Here is an 18,097-nt window from a genome sequence, read left to right on the forward strand (position 1 = left end):
CAAGCTGGCGGGGCATGCGGTGAAAGTCGGAATCGTCGGGGCAGGCATGGTCGGGGCTACGGCCGCGTTCGCATTGGTCATGCAGGGCGAAGCGTCCGAGATCGTTCTGGTCGATGTGAACCGCGCGCGTGCGCGTGCGCGGGCCGAGGCCGAGGATATCGCCCATGCCATCCCCTTCGCCTCCCCCGCCATCGTGCGGGCAGGGGAGTATGCCGATCTGGATGGGGCCGGGGTGGTCATCCTGTCCTGCGGCGTGTCGCAAAAGCCGGGGGAAACGCGGCTGGCGCTGCTGGAACGCAACGCCGAGGTGTTCCGGCAAGTCGTGGGGCAGGTCATGGCGGTTTGTCCCGGGGCGATCCTGTTGGTGGCCTCGAACCCCGTCGACCTGATGACCCAGATCACCACGCGACTGTCCGGCCTGCCACCGGGGCGCGTGATCGGATCGGGCACGATCCTCGACACCGCGCGGTTCCGCTGGCTGGTGGGGCGGCATCTGGGGATTTCACCGGGATCGGTCCATGGCTATGTGTTAGGCGAACACGGCGATTCCGAGGTGCTGGCCTGGTCCAGCTCGCGGGCCGGGTCGGTGCCGCTGGAAAGCTTTGCCGCGCAGGTCTCTGCCCCCCTGACCGAGGATGTGCGGCAAAGGATCGACACGGGCGTGCGCGGCGCGGCCTACACGATCATCGAGGGCAAGGGCGCCACCTGGTATGGCATCGGCGGCGGGCTGGCGCGGATCGTGGCGGCGATTGCGGGCGATGAACAGGCGGTGCTGTCGGTCTCGGTGGTGGAACGGGAGGTTCTGGGCGAGCCGGATGTGGCCCTGTCGCTGCCCCGCACGGTGGGGCGCGGGGGCGTGACCGCGACGCTGTGGCCGGAGCTGAGCGAGGGCGAGGAAAGCGCCCTGCGCCGCTCGGCAGAGATCTTGCGCGACCGGCTGGCGCCCCTGTCGCTGTGACCTACAGCATCGCGGCGCAGCGGGCCGTGGGAGTTGGCAGGCCGATCCGTTCGGGGTTCAGGATCAGATGCCATGTAGCGGGATAGCCCGGCGCCTGCGCACGGGTGTAGGAACAGCCATCGGGCGTGGTGTAGGTCTGGGCCAGCGCCGCGCCGGATGACAGGGCGGTCAAGGTCAGGGCGGTTGCAACGAGACGGGTGGGTTTCATGGGATCGGACCTCCGGTTGGCAATCGGGATTGCGGAATGAACCCTGTGGTTGTCGTCCGTCAGCCGTTCACATGAGCGGCCCAATGCGGGAATTTTCGTGGCGTGTTCAGAGGATTTTGCGAAAACCTGATTGGTCGGTCGCATTGAACCCGTTCCGACCGTCGCAGGGCGCAAGGCTCGGCAACTGGGTCGGGTGAACCACGGTTCAGAACGGGTCCGGATAGCGGTCCATCAACTCGCAAAAGACGCGGCTGCCACGGGCGGTGTGCTTGTTGCCCGCATTGGGATAGGATGTGAATTCCCCGAACACCACACCGCGCTGCGTGATGTAGAAATCCAGCCGCATGAAGCACTGAATGTCGCGCGCAATCCGATCGGACAGTTCGAGCAGTTCTTCATATCGCTCAGGTCTGGGGATCGGCCGGGCCAGGCTGTTTGAGTATTGCAGATCCCGACACGGTTTCCAATTCCGGCGATAGTACCGTTCCAAGGTCGTTCCCGCCTTGCCGTTCCTGTCGACGACCTTGATCACATGCGTCCGACCGCCTGCGACGAAGGTCTTGAAATCCCGCGGAATGACCTTGCCGGGGTCGACATCTGTCAGGAACTCTTCGGCAATAAGTCTGGTTGCGGGTTTGGCGGAAATCAAAGGTTCCAGCCTGCGTTTCACATAGGCCCCGCGTTCAGAGATGGGCACGGTGTCGCCGGAAAAGACCTCTGTCTCTCCGTCGAACAGCAGCACGCCCTTGTTGCTGGACAGGTTGTCTGGCTTGATGACCACCCTTTGCGGAAGCGCGGGGATGTCGAGGCCGTCCACGTCATTCGCCTCGGCGTAGCGCACGGGCAGCGGCAGGTTCATTTGCTGTGCATAAGCGCGCATTGCCGATTTGTTGGCGAGAGCCGCCACAGACAGCCGCCTGCGTTGCAGGGCCGGATTGGGATGCGGATCCTTGCCGTGATACCATCGCTGGAGACGGTCCTCCATCCGGCGTTTGAACTCCGTCGGGGGTTCAACGCCCGTCAGCCTGTAGCGTATGCGGGCGGGAATGAGTGACATGAGTGTGATCGCCGTTGGTCTTGCTGCGGGTCGAACAGACGGTGCCATGGTGCCGTGCGTGCCGCAATGGCCCAGTGAACGCGGCGGTCACGTCAGTCGCGGTCCAGGTCCCGTGCGATCAGCTCCTTCATGATCTCATTCGTGCCGCCATAGATCTTCTGCACGCGGGCATCGGCGTAAAGCTCGGCGATCAGGTATTCGTTCATGTAGCCGTAGCCGCCATGCAGTTGCAGGCATTCGTCCACGATCTCGCACTGGGTCTGGCTGCCCCACCATTTGGCCATGGCGGCTTTCTCGGCGGTCAGGGTGCCCTGTTCCAGCTCCTCCAGACATTGGTCGAGGAAGGCTGCGAGGATCTCCACCTTGGTCGCGCATTCGGCCAGCTTGAAGCGGGTGTTCTGGAAATCCATGACCCGCTGCCCGAAGGCTTTTCGCTCCTTCACATAGGCCAGCGTCACATCGAGCGCGCATTGCGACGACCCGAGCGCGCCATAGCCCAGGATCAGCCGTTCCCATGGCAATTGCCGCATCAGTTGATAGAAGCCATGGCCCTCTTCCGTGCCCAGAAGATGATCGCGTGGGATGCGGACATCCTCGAAGAACAGCTCCGCCGTGTCGTTCCGGCGCATCCCCATCTTGTCGAGCTTGCGGCCCACGCGAAAGCCCTCCAGCCCCTCGGTTTCCACGATCATCAGCGACACACCCTTCGCCCGCGATTTCGGGTCGGTCTTGGCCACAAGCAAAAGCAGATCGGCGCTGCCGCCATTGGTGATGAAGGTTTTGGAGCCGTTGATCAGGTATTCGTTCCCATCCGGCACGGCGGTCGTCCGCACGGCTTGCAGATCGCTGCCGGTTCCCGGTTCGGTCATGGCGATGGCACCCACCATCTCGCCGCTCGCCAGCTTGGGCAGCCAGCGCGCCTTCTGCTCTTCCGTGCCATAGGCGATGATGTAATGGGCGGCAATGTTATGGACGGCAAAGCCCCATCCGCTATCCCCTGCCTTGGCCTGTTCGATATAGGTCACCGCGTCGAAGTGGCGGGACAGGCCGAGCCCGCCGTGATCCTCGGGCGTGGTCGCGCCAAGAATGCCCAGATCCCCGGCCTTTCGCCAGAAATCCTTGGGGATCTTGCCCGCCTCTTTCCATTTGTCGCGATGCGGCTGGAACTCCTCGTCCAGAAACCGGCGCACGGTGTCGGCATAGGCGTGATGGTCGTCCTGCATCCACAGATGATTGGGCATTGGCGGTCCTCCTTGCGTCGGATGGTGACCTGTCACGAGTTTTCGGGCAAGCATGCCGTTGCGGCGGATTGACCGGGGAAAATGCTTGCCGTTGATAACTAAATGTGCTGCCCATATCGCAGTTTGAAAATACCAGTGCCGCGAAAGGATGCGCCATGTCCGTTTTCCGTTACCACCCTGTCACCGTCGCCCTGCACTGGATCGTGGCGGTTCTGGTGCTTTTGATGCTCGGAGTGGGCACCTTCGTGCTGGAGCCGATGGACAATGCGGATCCGGACAAGCTGTCGATGCTGGCCACGCACCGGCTGATCGGGCTGGTGATCCTCGTGCTGACCGTCCTGCGGATTGTCCTGCGCCGGTTCCTGCCTGCGCCCGAGCATGCCAAGACCGGCAGCGCCTTTCTGGACAGACTGGGGCAGGCGATGCCGAAACTGCTGAATATCTTCGTAATCCTGATGGCAGTCTCGGGCATGGTTCTGGGCCGCATGTCGGGCCTGTCAGATGCCCTGGCAGGCACCGCACCGCTGCCCGAAAGCTTCTTCGAGTACAGCCCGCGCGTGATCCACGGCATTCTTGCCAAACTGATCATGGCAATGCTGGCGCTGCATATCCTGGGGGCGCTCTACCACCAGATCATGCTGCGTGACGGGCTGTTTCGGCGTATGTGGTTCGGGCGGTAGGCGGCCTTACGCGGCCAGCCCTTTCGACCCCATTTCGAGGAATTTCCTGCGGCGGCCCGCGATCAGGTCGTCGCGTGATTTGCCGTCCATGGCGCTCAGAAGCGCCTCGATCCCCTCGCCAACGCGCGTGATCGTGGCCTTACGATCCCGTTGCGCCCCGCCAAGCGGTTCCTTGATGATCCGGTCGCAGACGCCGAGCTTTTCCAGATCCTGCGCGGTCAGACGCAGCGCCTCTGCCGCTTCGCGCATCTTGGCCCCGTCCTTCCACAGAATGGATGCGCAGCCTTCGGGGCTGATCACGGAATAGATCGAGTGTTCCAGCATCGCCACCTTGTCGGCGGTCGCAAAGGCCACGGCCCCGCCAGACCCGCCCTCGCCGATGACGACAGAGACCAGCGGCACGCCGATCTGAAGGCATTTCTCGGTCGAGCGCGCAATCGCCTCGGACTGGCCACGCTCTTCCGCGCCCTTGCCGGGATAGGCGCCGGGGGTGTCGACCAGCGTGATGACAGGCATGTTGAAGCGGTCGGCCAGATCCATCAAGCGCACGGCCTTGCGATAGCCCTCGGGCCGGGCCATGCCGAAATTGCGTTCGATCCGGGTCTTGGTGTCATGGCCCTTTTCATGGCCGATCACCACGACGGGGCGGTCGTTGAACCGAGCCAGCCCGCCCATGATGGCGTGGTCATCGGCGAAGTTCCGGTCGCCCGCCAGCGGCGTGTATTCAGTAAACAGCGCCTCAATATAGTCGCGGCAATGGGGCCGGTCGGGGTGGCGCGCCACCTGGCATTTGCGCCATGGCGTCAGCGACTTGTAGAGATCGGCCAGCATGTCGGCGGCCTTTTTGTCGAGCGCCTTGGCCTCGGCCTCGATATCCATCTCCTTGTTGCCGCGCGCCATCGCCCGCAGCTCTTCGGCCTTTCCCTCGATCTCGGCGAGGGGTTTTTCGAAGTCGAGATAGTTCATGCAAAGCCTCCGTCTGACCCTTGGCTATATGCAGGGGGAAGACGGGATTTGCAACGTTCCCCGTCGCAGGAAAAAGCCCCGGGCGTGTCGCGCGGGGCTTTGGGGAGGGTCATCCGGCGGCGATCATTTCGGATTGCTTGACGATCACCTCGGCCTGTTTGATCGAGGCGATGTCCACCAGACGGCCCTTGTAGACGGTCGCGCCCGCGCCCGAGGCCTTGGCCGCTTCCATCGCGGCGAGGATCTCGCGTGCCTCGGCAACGGCGGCCTCAGACGGCGTAAACACCTGATTTGCAAGGGCGATCTGCTTGGGGTGAATGGCCCATTTGCCGACCATGCCCAGAGTGGCAGAGCGCATGGCCTGCGCGATATAGCCCTCGTCATCCGAGAAATCGCCGAAGGGGCCGTCGACCGGCAGGATGCCGTGGGTGCGGCAGGCGGCGACGATGGCGGTCTGGGCCCAGTGCCAGGGGTCGGACCAGTATTTCTGGCCCTCGCGCAGCATGTAATAGTTCTCCTGCGTGCCGCCGATGCCGGTGGTTTGCATGCCCATGGAGGCGGCGAAATCGGCGGCGCCGAGGCTAATGGCCTCCAGCCGCGGGGAGGATGCAGCGATCTCTTCGACATGGGCGATGCCGGCAGCCGATTCGATGATGACTTCGAAGGCGATTTTCTTCGCCCGGCCCTTGGCGGCCTCAATCGCGGTGACCAGTGCATCGACGGCATAGACATCCTCGGCGCAACCTACTTTCGGGATCATGATCTGGTCGAGCCGGTCCGAGGATTGTTCAAGCAGATCAACCACATCACGATACCAATAGGGGGTGTCCAGCCCATTGATCCGCACCGAGAGTGTCTTGGTGCCCCAGTCGACATTGCCAATCGCCTCGATCACATTGGCACGGGCCTGATCCTTGTCTGAGGACGCCACGGAATCCTCCAGATCGAGGTTGATCACATCGGCGGCGGAGGCGGCCATTTTGGCGAACAGCTTGGTGTTGGAGCCGGGGCCGAAGAGCTGGCAGCGGTTGGGGCGGGCGGGGGCAGCGGGCTGCAGGCGGAAGGACATGGGCGGTTCCCCTCAAGCAAGGATATGTCGTCAGAGTTCCCGCCTTGGGTAGATTATTGCGTTGCGACGCGCAAGTGCTGCATTGCGGCAATGCGCGATTTGGCCGCGAAAGAGGGGGGTGCCCCCCGTACACCCCCTATACACCCCCCATGCACCGGGCGTGCAGACAAAGCCCGATCTCTGCACATGCGGCGGTGCAGAAGGATTTTCCAGAAAATCCTTCCGGACATGAAAAATCTTCCAGAAGATTTTTCGGGGCGGCAAAATTCTTCCGGAAGAATTTTGGGTCCGCCCCGGGGCCGGTCACTGAAGGTCAGAGAACGCCCTTTGCAGGCGCTGAACGGTCGCTTCCACATTGGCGCGCGGCGTGGCGAGGAGGAAGCGGTTCCACAACTCTGACCCGGTGCCGAACCACTTGCCGGGGGCAGGGGTGATCTGCGCTTCGCCATTCACGCGCCGCGCAATCTCTTCCATCGACATGCCGGTGCCCGAGAAATCGACCCAGGGCAGATAGGTGGCTTGCAGCGGCATTGACCAGACGCCGGGGATGGCGTTCACGCCCTCGTCGAAGATGCGGCGGTTTTCTTCAAGATAGCTCATCTGCGCGGCAACCCATTCATTGCCGTCCGGCGAATAGGCCGCTTGAGAGGCGAACGCACCGAGCGTCGTCGCGTCATAGTTGAGTGCGGTAAGCCGGTCTTCCATCTGCGCGCGCAGCGTGTCGTCGGGAATGATGATTTGACCCACCCGCAGACCGGCAAGGTTGAAGGTCTTGGAGGCGGCGAACAGCGTGACGGTCCGGTCGCGATGCTCTGGCGCGGCGATATCCATGGGAACGTGGGTGTTGCCCGCATAGACGAGATCGGCATGCACTTCGTCACTCACCAGAACCAGGTTGTGGCGCGCGGCGAAGTCGGCCACCTGCCGCAGTTCCTCGACGGTCCAGACGCGGCCAGAGGGATTTTGCGGCGAACAGAACAGCAGGATCTTGGTCTTCGGGGTCAGTGCCGCCTCGGCAGCGTCCCAGTCCAGCTCGTACCGACCATCGACAAGGGCCATGGGCAATTCCACATGGTTGCGATGCGCCCGCTGCGTTTTCAGCCGGAACTCGTGATAGACCGGGGTGAAGAAGGCGATGTCGTCGCCCGGTTCGCTCCAGACATCTATGCAAAGCGCGATGGCCATCCCGAGCCCCTGCGATGTCAGCACCCAGTCCGGGTCTACCGGCCAGCCGTGTCGGGTTTGCATCCACCAGCAGACGGAGTTGACATAGCCCTTGCGGTCAAAGCCGTAGTTGAAGATTCCTCTTTGGGCTTCCTTTGTCACCGCGTCGATCACGCAAGGCGCACTTGGGTAATCGGAATCGGCCACATGCATGGCGATGCCATCCGGGCCGACGCCGAACATGTCCATACTGTCCCATTTGCCGCTGAAAGTGCCGATCATCGGGTGAAGCGTATCGAAGTCCATGGAATCCTCTGGTGGTCGTTTCGGGCGAGAGGCTAGCCATTCCGAGGCCGGGTGCAAGGGGGCGTTGCGACGCCACGCGGGATACATTATCTGACCCGCATGCTGAGACCTATTCTGATCCATCCCGACCCGCGACTGAAGAAACTGGCCGACCCCGTGACGGACCTGTCGGACGACTTGCGTGCTGTTGCCAGCGACATGCTGGAAACCATGTATGATGCGCCGGGCATTGGCCTGGCGGCGCCGCAGATCGGGCTGTCGAAACGGCTGATCGTACTTGATTGCGTGAAGGCGGAGGGCGAGGCGCCACGGCCGCTGGCGATGTTCAACCCCGAGGTGATCGCGTCGTCGGACGAGACCAGCGTGTATGAGGAAGGCTGCCTGTCGATCCCCGAGATTTATGCCGAGGTCACCCGCCCCGCCGAGGTGGAGGTGCGCTGGATGGATCTGAATGGGACAGAGCAGCAGGAGGTGTTTACCGGCCTCTGGGCGACCTGCGTGCAGCATGAGATCGACCATTTGGACGGCAAGCTGTTCATCGACTACCTCAAGCCGCTGAAGCGGCAGATGATCACCCGCAAGATGGTCAAGCTCAAGCGCGAGCGGGCGCGGGAGAAGGCGTGAGCGTCCTACCCATCCTGTGCTGGCCCGATGCGCGGCTGAAACAGGTCTGCGACCCGGTTCGGGGGGATGTGTCGGAACTCGCCGCAGATATGCTTGACACGATGTATGCCGCCAAGGGGCGCGGGCTGGCCGCGCCGCAGGTGGGGCAGATGGTTCGGCTGTTCGTCATGGATACCGGCTGGAAGACCGGGGCGAAGACGCCGTGTGTCTTCGTGAACCCGGAGGTCGAGCCGCTGACCGAAACGCTTGAAAGCGGCGAGGAGGCCTGCCTGTCGATCCCCAGTGTGGCTGCGCGCGTCATGCGCCCCGCCGAGGTGCTGATCCGCTGGAGGGATCTGGACGGAACGGATCATGAAGAGCGGATGACCGGCTTCGATGCGCGCTGTGTGCAACATGAGGTCGATCATCTCGACGGGCTGGTGATCTTCGACCGGCTGCCCCCTGAACATCGCGAGCAGATGGAGAAAGACTATGCCCGTTAGACCCTTCGTGATGTGGCCCGACAAGCGGCTCAGGACGCCCGCCGAACCGGTGGCGCAGGTGACGGACGAGATCCGCGCGATCTGGGAGGATATGATCGAGACCATGGATGCGATGCCCGGCGTGGGGCTGGCAGCGCCCCAGATCGGGGTGATGCTGCGGCTTGCCGTTGTCGATGCCTCGACCGAGCGGGGCAAGGCGGTGCGCATGGCGAACCCGCAGATCCTGCATTCCTCGATCGAGCTGCGCCCGCATGAGGAGGCGAGCCCGAACCTGCCTGGCAGCTATGCCAAGATCGAGCGGCCCCGCGCGGTGACCGTGACCTATCTGGACCATCACGGAATGACGGTGCGCAAGGATTTCGTGGGGCTGTGGGCCACCAGCGTGCAGCACCAGATCGACCACCTGAACGGGAAGATGTATTTCGACAACCTGAGCAAGGTGAAGCGCGACATGTTCCTGCGTAAGGCGAGGAAGCGGTGATGCGGCTCGGGCCGGAGGAGCGCAAATGAGAGTGATCTTCATGGGCACGCCAGAGTTCTCGGTTCCGGTGCTGGAGGCTCTGGTCGATGCGGGGCACGAGATTGCCGCCGTCTATTGCCAGCCGCCGCGCCCTGCCGGACGGGGCAAGAAGGAACGCCCGACGCCGGTTCATGCGCGGGCGCTGGAGCTGGGGCTGGAGGTGCGCCATCCTGTGTCGCTGAAAGGGGCCGGGGAGCAGGCGGAATTTGCCGCGCTCGGCGCCGATGTCGCGGTGGTCGTGGCCTATGGCCTGCTGCTGCCGCAGGCGGTTCTGGATGCGCCCCGGCTTGGCTGTCTCAATATCCACGCGAGCCTGCTGCCGCGCTGGCGGGGGGCGGCGCCCATTCACCGGGCGATCATGGCGGGGGACGCGGAAACCGGTGTCTGCATCATGCAGATGGAGGCGGGGCTGGATACCGGGCCGGTGTTGCTGCGCAAGGCGGTCACGATTGGCCCCGAGGAGACGACGCAGGATCTGCATGACCGGCTGAGCGCGCTTGGCGCGGCGGCCATTGTGGAGGCTCTGGACCGGTTGCCGGATCTGGCGCCGGAGGCGCAACCAGAAGCGGGCGTCACCTATGCCCATAAGATCGACAAGGCGGAGGCACGGGTGGACTGGAGCCTGCCCGCGGACCAGATCGACCGGCAAATCAGGGGGCTGTCACCTTTTCCCGGGGCCTGGACGACCCTACATGGTAAAAGGCTGAAGCTGCTGCGCTGTCGCGTGGCGGAAGGGTCGGGTCAGCCGGGTGAGGTTCTGAACGGCCTGACAATCGCCTGTGGCACAGGGGTCATCGAGGTCACCGAAGCGCAGATCGAGGGTCGGGGGCGGCAGGATGCGGAGACGTTCCTGCGTGGCACGATGGTCGCGCCCGGCACTGTTTTGGGAGAGTAAGGCAATGGTTCTGTTCACGTTCTTCGGCTCAATCTTCATTGCCGTGGTGGTCGCCATCCTGTTCGAAAGATGGGGCGTCACCCGCAATGGCTACCCGATGTCGATCCTCATCGCGCTTGGGGCCGTTGTCGTGCTGTTCTTCCTGCGCTCGCTCTTTCATCTGCGGATCGGCTCGCCCGGTCTGGATGCGATCATCGGGGCCTCGGCGGCGCTGATCCTGATCCCCGTGGGCGCTGCGCGGGGCCGGGGACGACGGAACCGGCGGCGCTGATTTTTCCCCAGACCTTCAAAACGCGGCTGACAGAGAGCATATATTTCCCATGGGCATCGTTCTTTACATGATCATCATCGGCGCGGCGGCAGGGTTTCTGGCGACGCGAATCATGGATGTGCGCACCGATGTGGTGACGACGATCGGCATCGGCATTCTGGGCGCGATCATCGGCGGGCTGGTGCTGCGGTTCCTGCTGACCGTGATGGGGATGCTGTCGGGCTTCGTCGGCGCGATTCTGGGCGCGCTTCTGCTGATCTGGATCTGGCAGACTTACCTGAAACGCTGATCACATGCGCGGCGGGCGGGCCTTGTAGACGGGCAGCCGCCATCCGAACAGCAGTGAGCCTGCGCGAAGAGCGAAACAGGAGATCATGCAGGCCAGGATGGGCGCCAGCGGATGCGGGATGAGGGCGGCGGCGATGAGCGCGGCCCCGGCGCCCGCGAAGGCTGCTGTCACGTAGAGCTCCCCCTGTTTCAGGACCAGCGGCAGCTCGTTGCAGACGACGTCGCGCATCAGCCCGCCCATGGTGCCGGTGGCAACCCCCATCACGATGACGATGCCCGCCGACTGATCCAGCGCCTGCGCCACGCCTGCGCCGGCAGCGACGGCAATGGCAAGGGCCAGCGCGTCGAGCCACAGCAGCACCTTGTAGCGGCTTTCGAAAAGATGCGCGGTGAAGAAGACGATGAGCGCGGCGGTGCAGGCGATGGCCAGCGGCGTGGGATCTGCGACCCAGAAGACCGGGTTCCGGTCCAGCAGCAGATCGCGCAGGGTGCCGCCGCCGACCGCTGTCAGGCAGGCGATGAAGAAGAACCCCACGATATCGAGCTGCGCCCGGCTGGCGACCAGCGCGCCGGAGAGGGCGAAGACGAGGACGGAGGCGTAGTCGAGAAGCATCAGGGTCATGGTGGCCGCCGTTTGACAGGTTTGATGCGTGTGGGGAAGGGGGAAGGCCGTTCGAACGGCCTTGGGACGCGGTTTCGAAACCGCGAGTTGGCGCTTGTGAAACGGGTAGGAGCAGGGCAGCGGCCGCGTGGGGTCCACTGGCTGCGATCAGGGCGGTGCGGAAGGCCGTTCGAACGGCCTTGATATGCGGCTTCGAAGCCGCATCCCCGCGCCCGGATCAGGCCTTCTTGAACGGCGCCATACCGGCGCGGGCCAGCTCATCCGCGCGTTCGTTTTCCGGGTGGCCGGCATGGCCCTTGACCCATTCCCAGGTCACCCGGTGGCGCGCCTGCGCCTCGTCGAGCCTCTGCCACAGGTCCACATTCTTCACGGGCTTCCTGTTCGAGGTCTTCCAGCCGTTGCGCTTCCAGCCATGGATCCAGCCGGTTACGCCGTTCTTCACATAAGCCGAGTCGGTGACCACGGTGATCGCCGAGGACCGCGTCAGGCTTTCCAGCGCGGCGATCGCCGCCAGCAGCTCCATCCGGTTGTTGGTGGTCTCGGCCTCGCCGCCGCTCAGTTCCCGTTCCTTGACGACCCGTTCGCCGTCTTTCGCTTGCAGCAGCGCCCCCCAGCCCCCGGGGCCGGGATTGCCGGAGCAGGCTCCGTCGGTATAGGCGAAGAGATCGGGCATCAGAAGATCAGGTCCACGGCCAGCGCGTTGACCACCACGAGTGTCAGCAACACGCGCAGCCGCATCCACCATTGGGGCGCGAGGCCCCGTTTCCAGAAATGCCTGTCCAGTGCCAGAAGGCCGAGGAAGCCCACGATCAGCGCTGCGGCTGCCCGGTCCGCCCCGCCGCCAGTCATGAAGAAGGCCCAAAGCGCGGGAAGCACCGACAGCGCATAGCCCTGCCAGCCGCTGCCCTGCGCAGCGAAGCCCCAGAGCACGCCGGACATGAAGGCAAGGATGATCGCGCCGTAGAACAGCTGCACATAGGGGCTGACGAAGCGCGGTCCCAAGACCTCGGTTCCCCATTCGGCCAGACCCGGCATCACAACGGTCAGCGCCCCCCACAGAAAGGGGATCAGGCCAGCGAGGCCAAGCAGCAGGGCGGGACGGGGGATCGGGGTCATGCGTGGGGCTCCGGGGCAGTGGCGGTCCTTATCGCGGGCGGGGCCGGGAAGGGCAAGCCCTGCGGGTCAGCCCCTGTGCGCGGTCATCAGGATGAAGCGGTCGACCGTGCCAGCCAGCCCCGGGCCTTCCCCGGATGTAGAGCGGATATCGGCAAATCCAGCCTGTGCGAGCAGGTCGCGCAGCTCCGGTTCCTCGTAATAGGCGTAGAACCGGCCGAGGCTGTCGCGGTGTTCGCCCGTTCCCAGTTTCAGGCCCAGATAGAGCGTGCCGCCGGGTCTCAGCGCCCGGTGGATGGCGGCGAGGTGGCGGGGGAAGTCCGCTTTCGGGGCGTGGAGCAGGGAAAAGCTGGCCCAGATGCCGTCATAGGCCGCCGTTTCGGTCAGGTCGTCGAAGCTGCCGAGCCGCGCGTCGACGCCCTTCTCCTTCGCTGCCTCGACAAAGGCGGGGGTGGCGTCGATGGCGCTGACCCGGAAGCCTTCGGATGCCATGCGCGCAGCGTGAAAGCCCGGCCCGCAGCCCAGATCGAGGATCGTGCCGCCTTTGGGAAGCATGTCGAGGAAACCCTCCAGCGCCTGCTTCTCACCCTCGCTGAATTCGAGCGCCGCATAGTCGGCGGCTTTCTTCGTATAGGTGTCGAGCGTTTCCCGGTCGGTCATGTCAGGCCCTTTCCAGTGCCAGCCGCAGGCCGAGCCCGGCGAAGACGGCGGCGAAGCTGCGGCTCATCCAGCGCATGGCGCGGTCGCTGCCGAGGATGGCCTTGCGGGCGAAGGCAGCGAAGGTGCCGTAAAGCGCGAAGACAACGAAGGTCATCGCCATGAAGACGCCGCCAAGCAGCGCCATTTCGGCAGTGGCGGAGGCGGGATTGCCCGACAGGAAGGGCGGCAGCAGGGCGAGGAAGAAGATCGATAGCTTCGGGTTGAGGATGTTGATCAGCGCGCCGCGCGTGGCGATGCGCGGGCCGTTCTCCACCGTCTGCGTGGCCTCAACCCTCAGCGCCCCACCTTCGCGGAGCGCGCTATAGGCCAGCCACAGCAGGTAGGCCACGCCCGCCCATTTCACGATGTTGAAGATCAGCGCCGAGCTGTGCATCACCGCCGCCAGCCCGAGTGCTGCCGCCGCGATATGGGGGACGATCCCGAAGGTGCAGCCAAGGGCGGCCCAGATTGCGGCGCGACGGCCTTGGCCAAGGCCAAGCGCCAGCGTGTAGACGACGCCGGTGCCGGGGGCGAGCACGACGACGAGGGCGGTCAGAAGGAACTGTGCGGAAATCATGAATGGGCCTTTCGGGTCAGGGTCTTGGCATGTTGTGCGATGGCGATGGCTTCCCGCGATGTGGCGTAAAGCTGACCATCGGGCGACACCTTGTAGGAACAGAAATAGAGCCCCGGTTCGGGGGTGGGGGCGCCGCTGGCCACCGGGCGGCCTGTGGCGTTGAGCGCAGCACAATCGGGGCCCAGAAGCGGGCGCAGATCGACGGTGTAGCCGATGGCGGCGATGATGCTGTCGAAGGGCGCGGCGGTGCCGTCGTTGAACTGAACCTCGGGACCGTTCAGCCGCTCTATACCGGGTGTCACCGCGATGCGGCCCGCCTTGATCGCGCCAAGCGTGCCGGTATCGATCAGCGGAATGCGGTCATCCTCATGCACCAGGGCGGCGGGGCCTTTGGCCATGGAGCGCAGGCCGTAATCCTCGGGCCGCCCGACCGCCAGGCGCAGGACGGGGGCGGTCAGGGCATCCGCCACCTTGTAGCCGAGCGCCTTGGTCATCAGCCCGAAGGAGGTAATGGGAATGCCGAAGAGCTGCTTGGGCAGGATATTGACCGGCCCGCGCACTGACAGGGTGACGTTGATGCCCGCGCGGGCCAGATCCAGCGCGATGTCGCCGCCCGAGTTGCCGAACCCCACGACCAGAACGCGCTGGCCCGCGAAGGGGGCGGGGTTGCGGTAGCGGCTCGAATGCAGGATCGGGCCATCGAAGTCGCCCGGCCAGTCGGGGTGGCGCGGGGTGCCGTTGACGCTGGTGGCCATGACGACGAGATCCGTAGTCTCGGAGCCGCCGGAATGGGTGACCTGCCAGCCATCGCCTGTCTTTTCGATCTTCTCGACCGTGCAGCCGAGGCGCGGGGACAGGCCGTGATGAGCGGTATAGGTCTCCAGATAGGCGATGACATCGGCGCGGCTCGGGTATTTGCCGACACCCCTGGGATAGTCGAGGCCGGGCAGGGTGGAGCGCCCGCGCGCCGTGTGCAGATGCAGGCAGTCATAGTGGCTGTGCCAGCTGCTGGCGACGGTGTCGGCGCGGTCGAGGATCACCGGCGTGATCCCTTCGGCCTTCAGGCAGGCGGCCGCGACCAGCCCGGCGGGGCCTGCGCCGATGATGACGGCCTTCATGACTGTCCCTCCCTGTCCTGCGGCCATGGTGGGGGGCCTTGGAGGGGCGGGTCAAGCCGTCGCAAGGGACGGCCCGCTGCGGAAGAAGCTGACATCGTTGGTGAAGACGCTGTCGGGAACAAGGCGGATCAGGCGGCCCGACGGGTCCTCGATCTTGGCCACGGTGTCGATGAACCACGGGTTCCACGCGGCCTCATCCGGGCCAAGGTAGCGCGCCAGAAGACGGCGGAAGAGCGCCGGGTCCATCGGCTCTATGGTGGCGCGGCCCCGTAACCCCAGATGGCGCAGTATGCCGCCCGCGTTGTCATATTGCACGATCTCCACCGCGACGCGGGGGTCGCGGGCGATGCGCAGGGCGGAGCTGGCGGTGTCATCCGACAGCATGTGGAGCGCGCCATCTTCCCAATGGAACCAGACCGGGGCATTCCTTGGCGCGCCGTCCTTGGCCAGCGTGGCGAGATTGGCCATGAGCGGCAGGTGCAGGAGGTCCTCTGGGTCGAAGGGCGTGGGCATGGCTCAGGCCATCTGCCGCAAGACACGCGGGACCTTGAATTCCACGTTTTCGACGGCGGTTTCCACCTGTTCCACGGTCACGTCATAGCGGTCGCGGAAGGCGTCGATCACTTCTTCTACAAGAACTTCAGGGGCGGAGGCCCCGGCTGTGACGCCCACGGATCCGATCCCTTCCAACGCGCGCCAGTCGATGTTTTCGGCCCGCTGGACGAGCTGGGAATAGGAGCATCCTGCTTTCGCCCCGACCTCGACCAGCCTGCGGGAGTTCGACGAATTGGGGGCGCCGACGACCAGGATCGCATCGGCCTTGGGGGCAATCGCCTTGACCGCCGCCTGCCGGTTGGTGGTGGCGTAGCAGATGTCCTCCTTGTGGGGGCCGACGATGGACGGGAAGCGCGCCTGAAGGGCGGCCACAATGCCCGCCGTATCATCGACCGACAGGGTGGTCTGAGTGATGAAGGCGAGCCTTTCGGGGTCGCGCGGGGCAAGGCCCGCGACGTCGGCCTCTGTCTCGACCAGCAGCACTTCGCCCTCAGGCAACTGGCCCATGGTGCCGATGGTCTCGGGGTGGCCTGCATGGCCGATCATGACCATTTGCAACCCGTTCGCGTGGTGGCGTTCGGCCTCGATATGCACTTTGGACACAAGCGGGCAGGTGGCATCGACATAGACCATCTGGCGTGCTTCCGCGGCGGCGGGCACGGACTTGGGCACGCCATGTGCCGAGAAGATCACCGGGCGGTCATCGGGGCAATCCTCCAGCTCCTCCACGAAGATGGCGCCCTTGGCCCGCAGGTCGTCCACGACGAACTTGTTGTGCACGATTTCATGACGCACATAGACCGGCGCGCCCCATTTCTCGATCGCCATTTCGACGATCTTGATCGCCCGGTCGACACCGGCACAGAAGCCGCGCGGGGCGGCGAGGTAGAGAGTGAGGGGCGGTTTGGTCATCGGGAGGCTCCTTCGCTTGGGCCAAGAGGTAAGGCCATGGGACGGGCGCGTCCAGCCCACGCACCCGGATTGCCATTAAGGATGGGATCGGCCGGTTTGATCTGGCCCTACCCCTGAAACAGTGCGGTCAGCCGTGTCAGGGCGACCCTGGCGCGCGCGTCGATCTGGTCTGCGGATGGGGGCGGCATGGCCCCCGTGACCCGGCGCACCTGCCAATCGCCGACCAGAAGCGACAGGTAGGTTTCGGCTATATCGCCGGGACTGCCCGCCAGTTGCCCGGCGGCGCAGGCGCGGTCCATGACGCCGATGATCCAGGGAAAGACCCGCTCTCGCCCTGCCTTGCCAAGCGTCTGGCCAAGCGTGCCGGTCTTGTCTGCCGCCGCCGCCCGATTCAGGGCCACGGCGCGCGGGCCGGTCAACATGGTCAGTAGGGCGGGGCCGAGGGCGGCAAGCTCAGCCATCGGATCTTCGGTCCGTGTGCCCTTCATCGTCGCGCGCACGATTTCAGTGTTGCGCGTGATCAGTGCGGCGAAGAGGCCGGTCTTGTCGCCATACCAGCGATAGAGCGTTTCGTTCGAGGCCTTGGCCTCTTTCGCAACGGCCAGCATCGACAGGCCTTCGAACCCTTTGGCGTCCAGAACGCGATAGGCGGCGTCCTCGATCTGTGCGGCGCGCGCTTCCCGTGCCTCTTCCCGCATGGTGCAAACTCCCTTGTTGACGATAACCGTATTTATAGTTACGGATCTGGTCAATACCGTAATTCAAAATACGCTAAGGAGATATCCATGACCGAATCCCCGCGATCCCCGCAGGCGGCGCTGGCCGTTCTGATCATTCTGCACCTCCTCATGCTAGTGACGCTGCTGGCCGGGGTCGCCCCGCATCCGCCCGCGCAGATCCCGCTTTTCGGGATGGCCCCGTTCTTTGCTGCGACCGTCTCGGCCCTCGCGGCGGCGATGTTGATCGGCCCCTTGGAGAGCCGGACCGGGCGCGGGCTGACGGTGCTGGCGATCCTGCTGTCGCTGGTCTCTTTCGGGCCGCATAAGGTGGTGGACCCGGCCTTTCCGCTGATCTGGCCCGCGGTCGTGACCGCCTGGGGTGCTGTCGGATGTCTGGTGTTGACGCTCTTCCAGACCCGCCGTGGCAGGGAGGGGTCGTGATGCCCTGCCTTCTGCTGCCCCTCGCTTTCGCCTCACTGATGCTGACCGGCGCGATCTTCGGGTTCTTCTATGCCTGGATCTGCTCGACCATGTGGGGGCTCGACATGATGGACCCGCGCGGAGCCATCGCCGCGATGCAGGCGATGAACGCCTCTGTCCGGAACGCCGTTTTCGCGCCCGCCTTCTTCGGCACGCCTGTCGTGCTCTTCACCACCGGGGCGCTGGCCCTGTCGATCGGGGGCCGCGGGGCGGGGCTGGCCTTTCTGGCGGCAGGCGCGGTTTATCTCTTTGGGGGGCTGATCCTGACGGTGTCGGTCAATGTGCCGATGAACGCGGCGCTGGCCGAGGTGCAAATTCCCGAAAGCCGTCAGGCGGCGGCAGATATCTGGGCGGCTTATTCCCCCCGCTGGCAGGTCTTCAATGTCCTGCGCACCGTTGCCTCCGGTGCGGCGCTGATGCTGACCGGGATCGGGGTGTTCCTGTGTGCGGTCTCTGGACAGGTGCTTGGGCAGTCCGGGGACCTGCGCTGCCCGCCTCACGATCCGGTGACTTGACCTTCCAGCGCAGGAAGCCGGGAAGATAGTGGGACGCGTGATCGAGATCGAAAGGGAC

Annotated in this window: 25 protein-coding genes; 10 read left to right on the forward strand and 15 right to left on the reverse strand. The window is 64.7% G+C overall.

Going from position 1 to position 18,097, the window contains the following annotated elements; all coding sequences use genetic code 11:
- Positions 1-19: 19 nt before the first annotated feature.
- Positions 20-958: an L-lactate dehydrogenase gene (locus EP237_RS03510; RefSeq protein ID WP_127558156.1), complete on the forward strand. Its 939-nt coding sequence runs from the start codon at positions 20-22 to the stop codon at positions 956-958.
- Position 959: 1 nt separating this feature from the next.
- Here the strand turns inward: EP237_RS03510 and EP237_RS03515 are convergent, their stop codons facing one another.
- The 3 genes from EP237_RS03515 to EP237_RS03525 all read right to left on the reverse strand — a co-directional run bounded on the left by EP237_RS03515 (position 960) and on the right by EP237_RS03525 (position 3,464).
- Positions 960-1,166, reverse strand: coding sequence for a hypothetical protein (locus EP237_RS03515; protein WP_127558158.1), 207 nt, complete (start codon positions 1,164-1,166; stop codon positions 960-962).
- Between the two features lie 205 nt (positions 1,167-1,371).
- A complete protein-coding gene (locus tag EP237_RS03520) occupies positions 1,372-2,223 on the reverse strand; it encodes an ATP-grasp fold amidoligase family protein (protein ID WP_164744609.1) in 852 nt (283 codons plus the stop codon).
- Between the two features lie 92 nt (positions 2,224-2,315).
- Positions 2,316-3,464, reverse strand: a complete 1,149-nt coding sequence (locus EP237_RS03525) for an acyl-CoA dehydrogenase family protein (RefSeq protein ID WP_127558162.1) — start codon at positions 3,462-3,464, stop codon at positions 2,316-2,318.
- Between the two features lie 155 nt (positions 3,465-3,619).
- On the opposite strand from EP237_RS03525, the gene EP237_RS03530 reads away from it, so the two are divergent.
- On the forward strand, positions 3,620-4,144 hold the full coding sequence (locus EP237_RS03530; protein WP_127558164.1) for a cytochrome b: 525 nt from the start codon (positions 3,620-3,622) through the stop codon (positions 4,142-4,144).
- A gap of 6 nt (positions 4,145-4,150) precedes the next feature.
- Here EP237_RS03530 and EP237_RS03535 read toward each other — a convergent pair whose 3' ends face one another.
- The 3 genes from EP237_RS03535 to EP237_RS03545 form a co-directional block, all read right to left on the reverse strand.
- Positions 4,151-5,110, reverse strand: coding sequence for an acetyl-CoA carboxylase carboxyltransferase subunit alpha (locus tag EP237_RS03535; RefSeq protein WP_127558166.1), 960 nt, complete (start codon positions 5,108-5,110; stop codon positions 4,151-4,153).
- A gap of 109 nt (positions 5,111-5,219) precedes the next feature.
- Complete coding sequence (locus EP237_RS03540) at positions 5,220-6,179, reverse strand: L-malyl-CoA/beta-methylmalyl-CoA lyase (RefSeq protein ID WP_127558168.1); 960 nt, start codon at positions 6,177-6,179, stop codon at positions 5,220-5,222.
- Between the two features lie 303 nt (positions 6,180-6,482).
- Complete coding sequence (locus tag EP237_RS03545; protein ID WP_127558170.1) at positions 6,483-7,649, reverse strand: MalY/PatB family protein; 1,167 nt, start codon at positions 7,647-7,649, stop codon at positions 6,483-6,485.
- Between the two features lie 99 nt (positions 7,650-7,748).
- Here EP237_RS03545 and def (EP237_RS03550) point away from each other — a divergent pair, with 99 nt between their 5' ends.
- The 6 genes from def (EP237_RS03550) to EP237_RS03575 are packed head-to-tail and all read left to right on the forward strand — an operon-like array spanning position 7,749 to position 10,730.
- On the forward strand, positions 7,749-8,273 hold the full coding sequence (gene def, locus EP237_RS03550) for a peptide deformylase (protein ID WP_127558172.1): 525 nt from the start codon (positions 7,749-7,751) through the stop codon (positions 8,271-8,273).
- Entirely contained in the window at positions 8,270-8,755 is a 486-nt protein-coding gene (gene def, locus EP237_RS03555) for a peptide deformylase (protein ID WP_127558174.1), read from the forward strand. The genes def (EP237_RS03550) and def (EP237_RS03555) overlap by 4 nt, the downstream gene beginning before the upstream one ends.
- Positions 8,745-9,236 (forward strand): peptide deformylase, encoded by a 492-nt coding sequence (gene def / locus EP237_RS03560; protein WP_127558176.1) that lies wholly within the window; start codon positions 8,745-8,747, stop codon positions 9,234-9,236. Before def (EP237_RS03555) ends, def (EP237_RS03560) begins: the two co-directional genes overlap by 11 nt.
- Positions 9,237-9,261: 25 nt before the next feature.
- Complete coding sequence (gene fmt, locus EP237_RS03565; RefSeq protein ID WP_127558178.1) at positions 9,262-10,170, forward strand: methionyl-tRNA formyltransferase; 909 nt, start codon at positions 9,262-9,264, stop codon at positions 10,168-10,170.
- A 4-nt stretch (positions 10,171-10,174) separates the two neighbouring features.
- Positions 10,175-10,441 carry a hypothetical protein gene (locus tag EP237_RS03570; RefSeq protein ID WP_127558180.1) on the forward strand — a complete coding sequence of 89 codons (267 nt, stop codon included), beginning with the start codon at positions 10,175-10,177 and terminating at the stop codon, positions 10,439-10,441.
- 49 nt (positions 10,442-10,490) lie between these two features.
- Positions 10,491-10,730 (forward strand): GlsB/YeaQ/YmgE family stress response membrane protein, encoded by a 240-nt coding sequence (locus tag EP237_RS03575; RefSeq protein WP_127558182.1) that lies wholly within the window; start codon positions 10,491-10,493, stop codon positions 10,728-10,730.
- Here the strand turns inward: EP237_RS03575 and EP237_RS03580 are convergent, their stop codons facing one another.
- The 9 genes from EP237_RS03580 to EP237_RS03620 all read right to left on the reverse strand — a co-directional run bounded on the left by EP237_RS03580 (position 10,731) and on the right by EP237_RS03620 (position 17,023).
- A complete protein-coding gene (locus tag EP237_RS03580; protein ID WP_127558184.1) occupies positions 10,731-11,351 on the reverse strand; it encodes a trimeric intracellular cation channel family protein in 621 nt (206 codons plus the stop codon).
- A gap of 217 nt (positions 11,352-11,568) precedes the next feature.
- On the reverse strand, positions 11,569-12,024 hold the full coding sequence (rnhA, locus tag EP237_RS03585) for a ribonuclease HI (protein ID WP_127558186.1): 456 nt from the start codon (positions 12,022-12,024) through the stop codon (positions 11,569-11,571).
- Positions 12,024-12,467 (reverse strand): DUF3429 domain-containing protein, encoded by a 444-nt coding sequence (locus tag EP237_RS03590; RefSeq protein ID WP_127558188.1) that lies wholly within the window; start codon positions 12,465-12,467, stop codon positions 12,024-12,026. The genes rnhA and EP237_RS03590 overlap by 1 nt, the downstream gene beginning before the upstream one ends.
- A gap of 66 nt (positions 12,468-12,533) precedes the next feature.
- On the reverse strand, positions 12,534-13,124 hold the full coding sequence (locus EP237_RS03595; RefSeq protein WP_127558190.1) for a class I SAM-dependent methyltransferase: 591 nt from the start codon (positions 13,122-13,124) through the stop codon (positions 12,534-12,536).
- Between the two features lies 1 nt (position 13,125).
- On the reverse strand, positions 13,126-13,740 hold the full coding sequence (locus tag EP237_RS03600) for a LysE family translocator (RefSeq protein ID WP_127558192.1): 615 nt from the start codon (positions 13,738-13,740) through the stop codon (positions 13,126-13,128).
- The gene (locus EP237_RS03605; protein WP_164744610.1) at positions 13,737-14,858 is read right to left on the reverse strand and encodes a flavin-containing monooxygenase; all 1,122 of its coding nucleotides are present in this window, start codon (positions 14,856-14,858) and stop codon (positions 13,737-13,739) included. Before EP237_RS03605 ends, EP237_RS03600 begins: the two co-directional genes overlap by 4 nt.
- A 51-nt stretch (positions 14,859-14,909) precedes the next feature.
- Positions 14,910-15,371, reverse strand: a complete 462-nt coding sequence (locus EP237_RS03610; RefSeq protein ID WP_127558196.1) for a pyridoxamine 5'-phosphate oxidase family protein — start codon at positions 15,369-15,371, stop codon at positions 14,910-14,912.
- Positions 15,372-15,374: 3 nt separating this feature from the next.
- A complete protein-coding gene (ispH, locus tag EP237_RS03615; protein ID WP_127558198.1) occupies positions 15,375-16,325 on the reverse strand; it encodes a 4-hydroxy-3-methylbut-2-enyl diphosphate reductase in 951 nt (316 codons plus the stop codon).
- 107 nt (positions 16,326-16,432) lie between these two features.
- Positions 16,433-17,023, reverse strand: a complete 591-nt coding sequence (locus EP237_RS03620; RefSeq protein WP_127558200.1) for a TetR/AcrR family transcriptional regulator — start codon at positions 17,021-17,023, stop codon at positions 16,433-16,435.
- An 87-nt stretch (positions 17,024-17,110) separates the two neighbouring features.
- On the opposite strand from EP237_RS03620, the gene EP237_RS03625 reads away from it, so the two are divergent.
- Positions 17,111-17,485: a hypothetical protein gene (locus tag EP237_RS03625; protein WP_127558202.1), complete on the forward strand. Its 375-nt coding sequence runs from the start codon at positions 17,111-17,113 to the stop codon at positions 17,483-17,485.
- Positions 17,485-18,039, forward strand: coding sequence for an anthrone oxygenase family protein (locus tag EP237_RS03630; RefSeq protein WP_127558205.1), 555 nt, complete (start codon positions 17,485-17,487; stop codon positions 18,037-18,039). The genes EP237_RS03625 and EP237_RS03630 overlap by 1 nt, the downstream gene beginning before the upstream one ends.
- The last annotated feature ends 58 nt before the right edge of the window (positions 18,040-18,097 follow it).

The organism is Nioella ostreopsis (assembly GCF_004000255.1).
GTDB classification, from domain to species: domain Bacteria; phylum Pseudomonadota; class Alphaproteobacteria; order Rhodobacterales; family Rhodobacteraceae; genus Nioella; species Nioella ostreopsis.